12 protein-coding genes are annotated in these 15,192 nt (G+C 50.1%); 2 read left to right on the top strand and 10 right to left on the bottom strand.

All coding sequences use genetic code 11. The features are described 5' to 3' along the window. Positions 1 to 11 precede the first annotated feature (11 nt). Entirely contained in the window at positions 12 to 1,625 is a 1,614-nt protein-coding gene (locus tag D0Y50_RS15040; protein ID WP_117317715.1) for a PH domain-containing protein, read from the top strand. Between the two features lie 41 nt (positions 1,626 to 1,666). Here the strand turns inward: D0Y50_RS15040 and prpF are convergent, their stop codons facing one another. The 10 genes from prpF to D0Y50_RS14990 all read right to left on the bottom strand — a co-directional run bounded on the left by prpF (position 1,667) and on the right by D0Y50_RS14990 (position 14,356). After that, on the bottom strand, positions 1,667 to 2,842 hold the full coding sequence (prpF, locus tag D0Y50_RS15035) for a 2-methylaconitate cis-trans isomerase PrpF (RefSeq protein ID WP_117317713.1): 1,176 nt from the start codon (positions 2,840 to 2,842) through the stop codon (positions 1,667 to 1,669). 52 nt (positions 2,843 to 2,894) lie between these two features. Beyond that, the gene (gene acnD / locus D0Y50_RS15030; RefSeq protein ID WP_117317711.1) at positions 2,895 to 5,495 is read right to left on the bottom strand and encodes a Fe/S-dependent 2-methylisocitrate dehydratase AcnD; all 2,601 of its coding nucleotides are present in this window, start codon (positions 5,493 to 5,495) and stop codon (positions 2,895 to 2,897) included. A 59-nt stretch (positions 5,496 to 5,554) separates the two neighbouring features. Continuing rightward, entirely contained in the window at positions 5,555 to 6,676 is a 1,122-nt protein-coding gene (gene prpC, locus D0Y50_RS15025; RefSeq protein WP_117317708.1) for a bifunctional 2-methylcitrate synthase/citrate synthase, read from the bottom strand. Positions 6,677 to 6,730: 54 nt separating this feature from the next. After that, positions 6,731 to 7,618, bottom strand: a complete 888-nt coding sequence (gene prpB / locus D0Y50_RS15020) for a methylisocitrate lyase (RefSeq protein ID WP_117317706.1) — start codon at positions 7,616 to 7,618, stop codon at positions 6,731 to 6,733. 7 nt (positions 7,619 to 7,625) lie between these two features. Further along, positions 7,626 to 8,306, bottom strand: a complete 681-nt coding sequence (locus D0Y50_RS15015; RefSeq protein WP_108567483.1) for a GntR family transcriptional regulator — start codon at positions 8,304 to 8,306, stop codon at positions 7,626 to 7,628. Between the two features lie 695 nt (positions 8,307 to 9,001). Next, positions 9,002 to 10,414, bottom strand: coding sequence for an MFS transporter (locus D0Y50_RS15010; RefSeq protein WP_232366274.1), 1,413 nt, complete (start codon positions 10,412 to 10,414; stop codon positions 9,002 to 9,004). A 266-nt stretch (positions 10,415 to 10,680) separates the two neighbouring features. Further along, complete coding sequence (locus tag D0Y50_RS15005; RefSeq protein ID WP_108567625.1) at positions 10,681 to 11,259, bottom strand: BON domain-containing protein; 579 nt, start codon at positions 11,257 to 11,259, stop codon at positions 10,681 to 10,683. A 19-nt stretch (positions 11,260 to 11,278) separates the two neighbouring features. Next, positions 11,279 to 11,875, bottom strand: coding sequence for a phosphoheptose isomerase (locus tag D0Y50_RS15000; RefSeq protein WP_108567484.1), 597 nt, complete (start codon positions 11,873 to 11,875; stop codon positions 11,279 to 11,281). A gap of 27 nt (positions 11,876 to 11,902) precedes the next feature. Then, a complete protein-coding gene (locus D0Y50_RS14995; RefSeq protein ID WP_108567485.1) occupies positions 11,903 to 12,247 on the bottom strand; it encodes a YraN family protein in 345 nt (114 codons plus the stop codon). A 3-nt stretch (positions 12,248 to 12,250) separates the two neighbouring features. Further along, positions 12,251 to 14,356 (bottom strand): penicillin-binding protein activator, encoded by a 2,106-nt coding sequence (locus D0Y50_RS14990; RefSeq protein ID WP_170145522.1) that lies wholly within the window; start codon positions 14,354 to 14,356, stop codon positions 12,251 to 12,253. On the opposite strand from D0Y50_RS14990, the gene rsmI reads away from it, so the two are divergent. Next, positions 14,331 to 15,179: a 16S rRNA (cytidine(1402)-2'-O)-methyltransferase gene (gene rsmI / locus D0Y50_RS14985; protein ID WP_117317702.1), complete on the top strand. Its 849-nt coding sequence runs from the start codon at positions 14,331 to 14,333 to the stop codon at positions 15,177 to 15,179. The two genes, D0Y50_RS14990 and rsmI, sit on opposite strands and share 26 nt — an antisense overlap. The last annotated feature ends 13 nt before the right edge of the window (positions 15,180 to 15,192 follow it).

The following is a 15,192-nucleotide window of genomic DNA, read 5'->3' as shown; positions in this document are numbered from 1 at the left end:
GGACGAACAGCATGTCGATAAATAACCCCCAGGATGAACCGGCCAATGATGTGCTGCCCGATGTTGGGTCTGACGTTAGCCCTACTGATACCGTTCAAATAGATACCGGTCGTCAGTGGCGTCGTCTTGCGCCGGTGGCCATCATTTATTTTGTGGCCAGTAGCCTGAAAAAGCTGGTTCAGTTCGGCTTGTATGCTATTCCCGCCATTGCTATTAGCTTTCAAACCACGTCCATTACCCAGTCCCGCTGGTTTCTGCCAGTATTGGGTGTGGTTTGTGCGCTCATTATTGTTAATGCGTTGCTTGATTATCTTTTTTATCAATTCAGAGTACGTAATAGCCACGTTGAAATAAAAAGCGGAGTATTTCATCGCCGGCATATTAATTTGCCTTTCTGGCGGATACAGAATGTTAAAATAGAACGTCCGGTGTATTACCGTTTGTCCAGGTTCGCTGTGGTAATTCTTGATACTGCAGGCTCAGCGAATGAAGAAGCCAGTATTGTGGCGGTGACCCGGGATTATGCGGCACAACTTCGCGCTCAAATTCTCAACGAGCGCTCTGATTATCTGGCCCAAGGGGAGATGAGTGAACCCACGCCGACCGCCACGCCGGCGGCGGATGAACGAATCATCAACACCCGTTCTATCAAAGATTTGGTTCTGCATGGTATTACCAATAACCGGGTATGGATATTGCTCGGTGCGATGGCGCCTTTTTTTGATGAACTGGCCGATATGGCTGGCAGTTATTTAGGCCGGCAGGGGCTGCAGCTGGAACAAATTGTAGGCTCAGACACTATTGCCTGGTGGCAATGGAGCCTTTACCTGTTCACGGTATTAATCGTGATAATGGCGATAATGGGCCTGCTATCCGTGGGCGGGGCGCTGTTAACCTACTATGGCTATACCCTGAGCAAAGTGAATGACCGGTACATCAGGCGCAGCGGGCTATTAAGCAAGCAGGAAGTGAGTATGCGGCAAAGCAGGGTACAGGTGGTCACCATCAAACAGGACTGGTTGGATAAGCTACTGCGCCGGGCGAATGTTTTTTTCGAGCAGAACAAAACCGGCCATCAGCCGAACCAAGAGTTAATGGCCCCGAATAAGCTATTGGTGCCTTCGGTAACTTGCGAACAAGCCAAACAACTTGCCGCTGACGCGTTGCCTGGCAGCCAGGTTTATCCGCGGACCTATAGCCCGATTACCCGCTTTTATCTGCTGCATAATTTGGTCGTGCGGCTACTTCCTATAGCTTTGCTATTGGGCGCGTTTGCATGGTATGCAAAGGGTTATACCGAGCTAGCATTAGTGGGCGGGCTGACGCTGATAGTTATGCTTATTGTGGTATTGCGTTATTGGCGCTGGGGCTATGCTATAGACGACCAGTATCTTTACGTACGCACCGGCTGTATTGGTATTGATTACCAAATATTGCCGCTGTACAAGCTTCAGCAGGTGGTATTTACGCAAAGTCTTATGATGAAACGGCGGCATATAGCCAGCGTGAAACTGGTCTTGGCGAGTGGTTCGGTACGGATTGTATTCTTACCTGAATCCGCAGCGCAGGCGCTGGTTAACCGGCTGGTTTATGAAACTGAAAGTACCAGCCGGTCGTGGATGTAAGCAAGCTAGCAAATGCATAAGCCAGCTTACACAGGGCGCAGTTAACTTTTTGCAGGGACATGAACTTCGCCATGCATCAATATTCGTGCGCTGCGGCTCATCACTGCCTTATCGACCTGCCAACGGCCTTCTGTGAAGGTCGCTTTGGCCCCCACTTCAAGCGTACCGGATGGATGGCCGAATACCACCGATTCGCGTGCTTTGCCGCCCGCTGCATCATTTACCAATGTGCCTTTAATTGCCGCGGCCGTGGCAATCGCTACCGCTGCGGTACCCATCATGGCGTGATGAAGCTTACCCATAGACAGGGCACGTACCAGCAAGTCAGTATGCGTAGCCTCTACCACCCTGCCACTTGAGGCGGTATATCGGTCGGGGGGCGCGACAAATGCCACCTTGGGAGTATGCTGACGCTCGCTTGCTTCACCCAGATTATTGATCAGGCCCATTTTAAGGGCGCCATGGGCGCGAATCGCTTCAAACATAGCGAGCGCGTCCACGTTGTTATTAATCGCGTCTTGTAACTCACAGCCGGTACATCCCACGTCGTGAGCGCGAATGAAGATGGTGGGTATACCGGCGTTTATCAGGGTGGCATCGAGAACGCCCACATTGGGTACCTTTAGCTTATCTACCTTATTGCCGGTGGGGAATAGGGGCTCGGTAGCATCGGCCGGGTCGATAAATTCCACTTTTATTTCAGCGGCTGGAAAGGTGACGCCATCCAGTTCAAAGTCGCCCGTTTCCTGTACCTGCCCATCCGTGACAGGTATATGGGCGACGATCGCTTTTTGAATGTTGAGCTGCCAGATACGTACCACAGCCAGCCCATTTTGTGGCACTCTGGCAGGATCTATCAGTTTATTATTAATTGCAAATGCGCCTACGGCGGCGGTGAGGTTGCCACAGTTGCCGCTCCAGTCGATCACCGGTTTATCGATGGCGACCTGGCCAAATAAATAATCAACATCAAACCCGGCCCGTTCACTTTTTGCCAAGATAACGGTTTTGCTGGTACTGGAGGTTGCGCCGCCCATACCATCGGTATGTTTGTGATAGGGATCGGGGCTGCCGATAACACTTAATAAGAGGCTATCGCGTGCTTTGCCGGCGGTTTGTGCAGCCAGCGGCAGGTCGTTAAGCGCGAAAAACACGCCCTTGCTGGTGCCACCGCGCATGTACGTTGCCGGTATGCGTAGCTGGGGAGGAAAAGACATGCGTAAACTCCTAACGCAGGGCTGCCGTGAGCCACCCTGCACAGTAAAAAAACTATTGAACTTGGGCTTCTTCAGCTTTAAGAAAATCTTGTGCGAACCGTTGTAATACTCCGCCGGCTTCATAGATAGATAGCTCTTCAAATGTATCCAGACGACATGTCATAGGTACCTTTGTGCTGCTGGCGTCCTGGCGGGTTATCGTCAGGGTGAGCTCGGCGCCTGGATGAGGTGTGCCTTCAACATCGTATGTTTCGGTGCCATCCAATTGCAATGTATGGCGCGTAGTACCTGGTTTAAATTCCAGGGGCAACACACCCATCCCGATGAGGTTAGTACGGTGAATACGTTCAAAACCCTGAGCAGCGATAACCTCCACCCCAGCCAGACGAACGCCCTTAGCGGCCCAATCCCGGGAGGAGCCTTGTCCATAGTCATCGCCAGCAATGATAATCAGAGGTTGCTTGCGCTTCATGTAGGTTTCAATTGCATCCCACATTCGCATCACCTTACCTTCGGGCTCCAGCCGGGTAAGTGAGCCCTGTACCACTTTACCGTTTTCCATTACCATTTCGTTGAAAATTTTAGGGTTAGCCAGGGTTGCCCGCTGAGCAGTTAAATGATCCCCGCGGTGGGTGGCGTAGGAGTTATAATCTTCTTCGGGCACGCCCATGCTGGTGAGGTATTCCCCGGCGGCGCTACTGGGTAATATTGCATTGGATGGCGACAGATGATCCGTGGTGATGTTGTCTGGCAGAATGGCCAATGCTCGCATGTTACGCATAGTACGTTCGGCGGCCAGCGCCCCCTCCCAGTAAGGAGGACGGCGTATGTAAGTACTTTTTTCGCGCCACTGATACAGCGGATTCAGATGTTTTCCATATTCCACTTTCAGGTCGAACATAGGTTCATAGACTTTTTTGAAGTGTTCAGGTTTAACATATTGCTCCACCATGGAATCAATTTCTTCATCAGTGGGCCATAGATCGCTTAGCGTGATGGGCTGACCATTTTTATCAATACCTAAGGCATCTTTTTCGATATCAAAACGAATAGTTCCCGCGATGGCATAGGCTACTACTAACGCCGGCGAGGCTAAAAATGCCTGTTTGGCGAACGGGTGAATGCGGCCATCGAAGTTGCGATTACCAGACAGCACTGCGACCGAATATAAATCGCGCTCTTCTAACTCTTGTTGTATCACCGGGTCGAGGGCGCCACTCATGCCGTTGCAGGTAGTACAGGCAAATGCCACCACTCCAAAGCCCAGTTGTTCAAGTTCACCGAGCAGGTTGGCTTCTTCTAAATACAGTTTTACTGCCTTTGAGCCAGGTGCAAGTGACGTTTTAACCCAGGGCTTGCGTAATAAGCCATGAGCATTGGCTTTTTTGGCCAGCAGACCCGCAGCGATGACATTACGTGGGTTACTGGTATTGGTACAACTGGTAATAGCGGCAATAATAACGGCCCCATCGGGCATTTTTCCGCTCTCAGTATGCAGCTCTTTTAACAAACCATGCTGTTTAAGCGCAGCGGTGGGCAATCGGGCATGGGGCGTGGAGGGGCCTGCCATATTGCGCTCTACACTGGATAAATCGAACCTAAGGACTCTTTCGTACTGTGCACTAGCCATGGCATCTGCCCACAAGCCTGTATGCCTGGCATAGTTTTCTACCAACGCCACCTGTTTGTCCTCCCGGCCGGTCAGGGTCAGGTATTTAATGGTTTGTTCGTCAATGTAGAACATGGCAGCGGTAGCCCCATACTCTGGCGTCATATTGGAGATGGTAGCCCGGTCGCCCAGGGTCAGATGGCCAGCGCCGTCCCCAAAAAATTCAAGGTACGCCGACACCACCCGTTCTTTGCGCAAAAATTCGGTAAGCGCGAGTACGATATCGGTGGCGGTTATACCGGGCTGGGGTTTCCCTGTTAGCTCGACTCCCACTACGTCGGGCAAACGTAACATTGAAGCACGGCCTAACATCACGCTCTCGGCTTCCAGTCCGCCCACCCCAACGGCGATAACCCCCAGGGCATCAACGTGTGGGGTATGGCTGTCGGTACCGACCAGGGTATCGGGAAAGGCCACCCCATTAGTGGCATGAACTACTGGCGACATCCGCTCCAGATTTATCTGATGCATAATACCGTTACCCGGGCCGATAACATCTACATTCTTAAAGGCGGTTTTGGTCCAGTCGATAAAATGAAAACGGTCATCGTTGCGACGATCTTCAATAGCCCGGTTTTTTTCAAATGCATCTTGTTCAAAACCGGCATGCTCCACGGCCAAAGAATGATCGACAATTAACTGGGTGGGTACCACCGGATTGACCTTAGCTGGATCGCCGCCTTGCTTGGCAATCGCATCACGCAGGCCAGCTAGGTCAACGAATGCTGTTTGGCCTAGAATGTCGTGGCACACCACGCGCGACGGGTACCAGGGGAAATCATGGTCTTTTTTTCCATAGACGATTTGTTCAAGTGACTGCTGCAATATGTCTGGTGGGCACTTACGCACCAAGTTTTCTGCAAACACTTTTAAGGTATAGGGTAATTTTTCATACGCGCCGGGTGAAATGTCATTAACCGCCTGACGGGTATCAAAATAATCCAGCCCACTGTGGGGGAGGGGTTTACGGTATTGGGTATTCATGCCTGCCTCCGGCAAGGATAATGCACGGGCAGTAACAGCTCTGCCCGTAGGGGGAGATTTTAGCGCTGCTCAATAGCCGGGACGCTGCGTGGTGCTTCGCCAGTATATTCAGCAGAAGGCCGAATAATTCGGTTATCTGCGCGTTGCTCCATAACATGAGCGGCCCAGCCGGTAAGCCGTGACATCACAAATATGGGAGTAAATAGTTTAGTGGGTATGCCCATAAAATTGTATGCCGAAGCATGGAAGAAGTCGGCATTGCAAAATAGTTTTTTCTCCCGCCACATCACCGATTCGCAGCGCTCTGAAACGGCATAGAGTAAATCATCGCCGGCTTCTTCAGATAATTTTTCGGACCACTGCTTGATAATTTCGTTACGAGGATCGCTATCTGCATAAATTGCATGCCCAAAGCCCATGATCTTTTCTTTACGGGCCAGTTTTTCCAGCATTTTCTGTTCAGCGTCCTCCGGAGAACTAAACTGCTCAATGAGTTCCATTGCGGCTTCGTTTGCGCCACCGTGCAACGGACCGCGTAACGAACCTATGGCGCCGGTAATGCATGAGTGCATGTCTGAAAGGGTAGAGGCACAGACCCGGGCGGTAAACGTAGAGGCGTTGAATTCATGCTCTGCATACAAAATCAGCGAAACATGCATTACCTGTTCGTGCAGTGCTGAGGGCTTCTTGCCGTGCAACAGGTGTAAAAAATGCGCCCCGATAGAGTCATCATCTGTTTCGACCTCTATACGTACGCCATCGTGGGAAAAGCGATACCAGTAGCAAATAATACTGGGAAAGCACGCCAACATACGGTCAGTAACGGCTTGCTGTTCAGTAAATGCATGTTCTGTCTCAAGGTTACCCAGCATAGAGCAGCCCGTTCTTAAAACATCCATTGGATGGGCATCTTTTGGTATACGTTCCAATACTTCTTTTAAAGCCTGGGGCAGGCCCCGTTGTTGTTTAAGCTGTGTTTTATATTGGGCTAATTCATGTTGGGTGGGCAACTGACCTTTCAGAATCAGGTAGGCAACTTCCTCAAACTGACACTGATCGGCTAAGTCCTTAATATCATAGCCACGATAAGTCAGGCCGGAGCCGGATTTGCCTACCGTAGAAAGGGCGGTTTTACCGGCTACCTGGCCACGCAGGCCAGCACCACTGAGTTGTTTTGCCATGAGCTATCTCCACTGCTTATCTGTAGGGTACAGATAGTTAAATTTATAGTAAGTTTATGAATTTTTTGTCTTTTGTTCCGAAAATAGGGTATCTAGTTTGGTTTCATACTCGTGGTAACCGAGGTAATCATACAGCTCCATGCGGGTTTGCATCTCTCCGACAACCGCTTGTTGATCACCGTCTTTTAAAATATGCTGATAAACCCGTTCGGCCGCTTTATTCATGGCGCGAAATGCACTTAACGGATACAGCACCATCGCCGCTCCCCACTGACCCAGATCGCTGGCATTCCAAAGTTCACTTTTACCAAATTCAGTAATATTGGCTAAAACTGGTACATCCAAGGCTTTGGCAAATGCCCGATAATGCGCCTCAGTCTGAATTGCTTCAGCGAAGATTCCGTCAGCTCCTGCCGCAACGTACGCCTGCGCTCGCTCGATAGCGGCTTCCAGACCTTCCTGGGCAAATGCGTCAGTTCGGGCCATTATGAAAAAGTCAGGATCGGTACGCGCATCCACCGCAGCGGTAATTCGGTCGACCATTTCGCTGGTGGGCACAATTTCTTTATTGGGGCGATGGCCGCAACGTTTTTGTGCTACCTGATCCTCCATATGTACCGCCGCTGCGCCCGCTTTTTCCATGTGACGGATAGTTTTAGCAATATTGAAAGCGCCGCCCCAACCTGTATCAATGTCTACCAGTAACGGTAAGTCGCAGGCACTGGTGATCCGCTGCACATCGCTTAACACATCGTTTAAGGACGTCATTCCAAGGTCCGGTAAACCAAATGAAGCATTTGCCACGCCGCCGCCCGACAGATAAATAGCCTGATGACCGATTTGCTGCGCCATCATGGCAGTGTAGGCATTGATGGTGCCCACAATCTGCAGTGGCTGGTTGGCGGCCAGCGCCTGTCGAAATTTTTTTCCTGCACTTTGCATAAAAACCTCAGTTGGTAGGGAAGTGAGATGGCGTTAATAATTTATTCTTAATGTTATTGCGCGAATACAAGATATGGCGGCGCATTAACATTTCGGCAAGTTCCTCGTCACGGTTAGCGATAGCTAATGCGATTTGGTTGTGTTCATCAAAAGCAGTGGTTACGCGGGGCCCGGCCATACCAAGCTGAACCCGGTACATTCTGACTAAATGATACATTCCATCGATTAGCACATTGATAAGGTGTTGGTTTTTACTTCCCTGAACAATGCGATAGTGAAAGTCGACATCACCAGCTTCCTGGTAGTAGGACTGTCCGTGTTTTACCTGGGCGCTGTGCTGGCTAAGTAATTGCTGCAACTCGTCCACCTCGGTCTCATTCATGTGCCTGGCAGCAAGACGTGCCGCCATACCTTCAAGAGCTTCGCGCACCTGATAAAGCTCAATCAACCCTGCACTTGATAGCGTTACCACCTTCGCACCAACGTTGGCTTTGCGCTCCACCAAATGGCAGCTCATCAGGCGACTTATCGCCTCGCGAATGACCGCGCGACTTACTGCATAGCGGCTGGCCAGCTCAGCTTCACTGAGCTTGGCACCCGATGGTATGCGCCCTTCCACAATATCTTTTCGCAGGCTATAGAAGGTTTTTTCGGCACTGGTTTTCGCAACTTCAACAGGTAACGACATGGTTTATAAAATGTAAATTAACTGTGTTATGTCGACAATGTAGGGGCTTTTCTAGGGTCTGTCAATCGAAGCATGGATTGATTGTCGACAACGGCGAGATATTTATTGTGACTTATTGCCTTGGAGGAAGTTAGTAATAGCACACAGTGTGAAGGGAGTAATGCTTACCCAGCACCATCCATGCATCTTCAGAAAACTACTTAGCTAATGGCTAGTAGGCCATAGATATCCACCAAGGTCATAGACACCCACCAAGGGCATAGACACCCACCAAGGGCATAGACACCCACCAAGGGCATAGACACTCACCAAGCTTATAGACACCCACCAAGCTTATAGACACCCACCAAGGTTATAGACACCCACCAGGGTCGAAGCCACCCCCAGGGACATAGACACCCACCAGGGTCGAAGACCCCCACCAAGGGTATAGACACCCACCAAGGGTATAGACACCCACCAAGGGTATAGACACCCACCAAGGGTATAGACACCCACCAAGGTCATAGACACCCACCAAGGTCATAGACACCCACCAAGGTCATAGACACCCACCAAGGTCGAAGACACCCATCAGGGTTAATGGCATCCACATACGCGAAGCAAGGTGGGGGAGCGGGAGGCGCCAACCTACACAAATAGATAGCAAAAAGCGTGGGTTGGCATAGTTTTAAAACCCACGCACTAAGACGGTATCAGGTGCCGGAGGGACGGTGGCGTCGATTCAAAATACCGTCTCCGGCGTTAGTTGGTAGGGTTAAACTGTCGACAATTGAAAGCACAGCGATGCCTGCCATAATTAACATGGTAAGCTGAAAATCAATAATACCCGGATTTTCTGTGGTGCCTTCAAGATAAAATGTCGCTACTGCCAGTGCCAGGGCGCCAATTGTAATCCCCAGCCCACGAGTCATTTGCATAATGACCGCGCTCAACGTATTGGCATCACGCATTTTGTGTTGAGGAACATCGGCAAAGCCTAAAGTATTTAGGACAGTTAGATGCATTGAGCGGGTCATCCCACTGGTAAATAATATCAGCCCTAATAGCCATGCAGGGGTTTGATTATCACACAACGCTAAAGCGGCAAAACCGGCCGCTATGAGTAACGCATTATAAACAAGCACATTTTTAAAGCCGAAGCGATTCATAATCCAAGTGGTAGCAGGTTTAACCACCAAATTACCAGCAAATAACCACAATAGCACCGTGCCGGCCTGAACCGGGGAGAACCCCATGCCTAGCTGCAGCATCAACGGGATAAGAAATGGCGCGCTGGATAGCGTTATGCGTATAACCGAGCCGCCAATCATGGTGGCCCGAAAGGTTCGAAATTTTAACGCTTCAAGGGAGAACAATGGCTGGCGGGTGAGCAACATATGCCTTACTGTGATGAATAGCAAGATAGCGCCAACGAGCATAATACCAGCAGGTAAATAGAAATTGTCTGGCCGGCTGCTAAACGACTCCAGACCGGCCATGAATAACCCAAAGCCAGCGCCACTTAGTAAGAAACCCTTTGTATCAAAGCGTTGGTGCTCACCCTTTTCATTATCCAGCAATAAGTGTGTAAATATCAGCGCCACGGCCCCCAGGGGAATGTTCATAAAGAATATCCACGACCAATGCCAGTTTTGTGATATCCATCCGCCAAGTACCGGCCCGATCAACGGTGCACCTAAGGCTGGCCAGGTTAAAATAGCCATCGCTTTTACGATTTTTTCTTTGGGCAAATGCCGCAATACCACAAGGCGGCCCACGGGTACCATCATCGCCCCGCCCACACCTTGTAATACGCGGGCGGCAGTAAACTCGTACAAGGTAGTGCTAAAGCCACATAATACTGATGCCAGTACAAACACGATAATCGCCATCGAGAAAATACGTTTTGCACCAAAACGGTCGGCTGCCCAGCCGCTTATGGGTATAAATATCGTGACGGCCACCAGATAGGCGCTCACCCCAACGGACAAATGCGCCGCAGGTACAGAGAAATCTCTGGCCATCGCCGGTAAGGCGGTCGTTATGATCGTGGCATCCAGAATTTCCATGAATAAGGCGGCAGCAACCAAAAGTGCGGTCGCTGTTTTATTGTCAATTTTCGGCATGGGTTGTGAAACTGTCTTATAGGTTGTGCTATAGCCCCTTGGCAGGGTACCTAGCAAGGCGTCTGAAGAGACCGGAAAAAAACGCAGCCACTATTGGCCTGAACGCCTTATTCTATAATGCGGGCAGGGCAGGATAGATCAATCTGACAGCCAGTGAAAACCAGCTGTCAGAACATTTGCCAGGGATTCTAAATAGTGAAATTAAGCAATGCTATTATATAAAGTGGCTAGCTATACTCTGATGCGCTTTTAAGTCACAAACAGCGTCAGATAATCTCAAAAGCTCTGACCACGCGCTGAACGCCGTCTACGTTGCGGGCTATATCCACCGCATACGTGGCTTCCTGGTTGTTAACCCGGCCCATTAAAAATACTTCTGAATTTTGCACAACCACCCGAATTTGCAGCGACGGTACGTTTTCATTGGCCAGTAATTTCGCCCGCACTTTGTTAGCCAGCCAGATATCATATGCTTGGCCTGATGCGCCGATAGGTTCGGCTACCCGCACCTGATTATGTATTTTCTTGACGTGTTCTACCTGTTTTACCTGCTCCACTGCCTGGCTGATTAACGCTTGTTCAGGAACCTGGCCGGTTATTAAGGCCACGCCATTGTAGATATCGATATTCAGATTGGTTTCGTCTTTCAACCGGGCATTTTCTGCCCAGCGAAATGAGACTTTACCTTCGGCATTCTGGTCATCAAGTTGCGTACCTACAGTGCGCCGGTCGTTAGCAACTTTGGCCGCCGTAGCGCCAGCGCCTACTGCAAGCACCACGCAACCCTGCAGGCTACTCAATGCAAGCATAAAAGCGATAGGCCAGGCCAGCTTCCAGGTCTTCATACCGCGTACTACCATTCTACTATGCCTCACCGTGGTCGGCTGGAAACAAACTATCATCTATACATTCACATAAGTTATGAATAACCAGTAAATGCACTTCCTGGATACGCGCTGTGCGATTGGAGGGCACCCTAATCTCTACATCATGCTCGCTCAGAAACCCCGCCATTTCGCCCCCATCTTTACCGGTTAGCGCTACAATGGTCATATCACGCGACAACGCAGCTTCCATAGCCGCAATCACATTACGTGAGTTTCCGCTGGTAGAAATGGCAAACAGAATGTCGCCAGATTGGCCAAGCGCCCGTACCTGCTTAGCAAAAATTTCGTCATAGCTATAGTCATTGGCAATAGAGGTAATGGTGGAAGTATCTGTGCTTAACGCAATAGCCGGCAAGCTTGGACGATCCCGTTCGTACCGATTGAGCATTTCGGATGAAAAATGTTGCGCATCACCCGCTGAGCCACCGTTACCGCAGCTCAATATTTTATTCCCACGGATCAACGCTTCTACCATCATGATCGCGGCCTTTTCTATGGCCTCGGGCAGTATTTCGGATGCGGCTATTTTAGTTTGAATACTTTCGGTAAAATTGGCTTTAATTTGTTCAATCATAATGATGACTACCTCGGCAATGGGTACTTATCCTGCAATGTTTTTAAACCATTGCAGACTATTATTATTAAATGTTACCACATCAAATCGAATGGGTGTGTGGTTCGGGTTATGACCCCTGGCTATTAAAAAATGTTCGAACGTTACGGTCATTTTTGCCAACTTGGCGGCGGTAACCGTTTCCGCCGGATGGCCAAACTGGTTACTGGCGCGGGCTTTTACTTCAATGCAAACCCAGTAACCGCCGTCTCGCATAATAATGTCGAGCTCGCCAAAACGGCTGTGTACATTGCTAGCAACAAAGCGCAGACCTTGCTGCTGTAGATAGGCAACAGCCTGCTGTTCGGCAAGCTGTCCTGCCCGTCGCGACATGGATTATTCGCCTTTATCCAAAGGCTTGACTCTTTCGTTATCAATTATCGCTTGTGGCAACACGCGTTTTATCTCGCCGTTAGCATTCATTGATAACATGCCGGTCAGGCCGTGCAAAGACGCCTGAGGCACTATCGATAAATTGGTCAGATAAGGCAACATTTGGAAAGCATCGACACCAAAGGCAAAAAACCGAGACTGGGAAGTACTGCGTACCGGCCACAGTTGGCGCGTTTCATTTTCAAGTGTTTGCCACTGATGTGCGGGTAATAACCAGGGCATATCGATGAAGCGAACATTTTGTAAATCCCGCCATTGGTTATTGCTGCTGTCATATTCCATCGAACGAGAAGTCGCGTAAACCGGCACCGTTTTGCCATCAAATGGGCTGAGGCTGGCTTCTACCATCGGGTTTAGCAGCTCTGTTTGTTCTGGCGAAGCGAACACCACAATAGCATCAATATCGTGGCGGTTTCGGGTAACGTTATGCAGCTTCTCATTAACCATGTAACGAATCTGATCAATCCGGGTTTTGCTTTGCGCTACCCCTAATGACTCGGTAATCCCTTCTTTTAGCGATGCGCTATCGGTATAACGCACTACATCCAGTTCGTGCCCCTGGGTTCTTCCAGTTTGTTTGACCTGCGCTTGCCAGCGTTGTTGAAACGCATCGAGCAATCGCTGATAAATAGCACCATCAGCGGCCACCACGATGGGCGAGCGATAACCTTTGGCAAAAATTTCATCGGCCAACTGGTAAGCTTCATCTTCTGGGGCAAGGGCAAACCAGGCTGCATATTTAGGCAGTAAATTCGCAATATATAGGTCTTCAGGAATTAAGGCCTGGGCAGACGCGCTTATACTGGCCTGGGGAAGCAAATCTACCCGGTTTAGTGCAAGCAGGTGGGTATCGGGTGCCAGCAGGGGAAGTAATCCTTCAATATTTTCTTTCAAAAGGGGGCCGATAAGCCATTTGGTATCACCCACCGCTGAGGCTAGCTGTTCAGCCGTTTTGTTGTTGGTATCAATAAACTTTAACTGCTGCGCAAACCCAGAAGAGTCTTGACCAGTACGTGCATAATAGCCAGCGAGTATCCCTTCTTTAATGGCTTTGCCGGTAGCAGCAAACCGGCCACTTAATGGTAGCAGCACCGCCGCCTTCGTAATGCGTACGGATGTTAATCGGGAGGCCTGGGTAACCTCTTCAGGTAAGAATTCAACCAGCGCGGAGCCTCGGTAAACCTGTCGAAACTGATTTAATTCTGCCGTTAATGCCTGACTGTTAAGCCCATGGCGGGCAAGTAACTGGTGTAGTGACAGGTAAGGCTGTAGTGCAGGGTAGGTTTGCGCCGCATCGGATAACGCTTCGACGGGCGTTTGGTTTATCCACCGCCATACCCGCTCCACAGAGGCCCCCGATGGGGTCATGATTTGGACATAATTATTGGCCGCTGCCAGATAGTCGGCCTGTTTTTCATACAGTTCGGTAAGGATGCGACGCTGTCTGGCTTGCAGTTCAGGGTTTTCGGCTAATGGTAACAATAAATCAATAAGCGCTTGCGGGTTGGCATCTGGCGCATCGCTGTAACTTTGCGCCAATAGCGTATTTGCTGTGGCCTGCTGAGATGGCGCTAAGCCTGTTTTATTTAGCATCAGCAATAGCTTTCGGGCACGTTTGTGGTCATCTTCCTGCAGATATGCCGTAGCGGCATCAAGCAGCAGTGCATCACGCTGGATTTTATCCGCCCGTTCTTGCCATACCTCCCGGGCCTGTCGAATAAGCGCGTCGGCAGACAGCGTAACTATTTTTTCTTCTACCTGGGGAGCAGGCTGCGCCGGTACTGAAGAGCGCTGTACCGTTGGGCTGCTACAGGCTGTCAGTACCAGAGCACCAGCGAAAAATCCGCATTTTAAAAGCAATTTAAGAGGGCTTGCCTGATACACGCAGGAATCCTTTTGGGCCAGTTTTACCAATTGGTAGCCAAGTTTATCTGAACACACAGGAAAATCTATGGCTGGCGCGATAAACAGGCCATAAGGCGTGTTACACTTTTGCCCTTTCACGTTAACTGACCAGGTAAGTATGGCCGACCAAGCAACCTTATACATTGTTCCTACCCCCATTGGCAATCTGGACGATATTACCACCAGGGCCCTGCAGACGTTAGAAACGGTAAACTGGATAGCCGCTGAGGATACCCGGCATACGCATAAGCTGTTACAACACTACGGTATAAAAACCCGCACTATGTCGTTGCACGAGCATAACGAAGATAAGCGTGCCACTATGCTGGTTCACCGGTTACAGGGGGGCGAGTCCGTCGCCCTGGTAAGCGATGCTGGTACACCATTGATCAGCGATCCGGGCTTTGTGTTAGTGAGAAAATGCCGCGAACATAATATTCAGGTAGTGCCCTTGCCTGGTCCCTGCGCTGCTATTACCGCGTTAAGCGGATCGGGGCTGCCCACCGATCGGTTTATTTTTGAAGGTTTTTTACCGGCCAAAAATCAGGCCCGTAGTAGCGCCCTCAAGCTGTTACTGGAGCGCACCTGTACCAGCGTTTTTTATGAAGCCCCAAGACGTATTTACGATACCCTGACTGATATCAATACGGTGTTAGGTAAAGAACGCCAACTGGTACTGGCCAAAGAATTATCAAAATCCTACGAAGCGTTTGTCAGCGGTACAGCAGACGACATAATGGCCTGGATGGATGCAGAGCCTGGGCGGCAAAAAGGCGAATTTGTTCTGATGGTAGCGGGCGCTGCGCCGGTAACCAGTGAGTTACCGCCCCAGGCGCTTGAATTATTGGCCCTGTTAAGCGCAGAGCTACCCCTTAAAAAAGCTGCCGCCATTGTCGCCACGCATTACAAGCTAAAAAAGAATGCGCTGTATCAAGCCGGGCTGACGTTAAATAATGATCCGGGCTAAACATTTTTGCTGG

Origin of the sequence: Salinimonas sediminis (assembly GCF_003429285.1) — a bacterium.
GTDB lineage: Bacteria > Pseudomonadota > Gammaproteobacteria > Enterobacterales > Alteromonadaceae > Alteromonas > Alteromonas indica.
The sequence above is the reverse complement of the archived record's forward strand: the minus strand, read 5'-3'. Positions and strand labels throughout refer to the sequence as shown.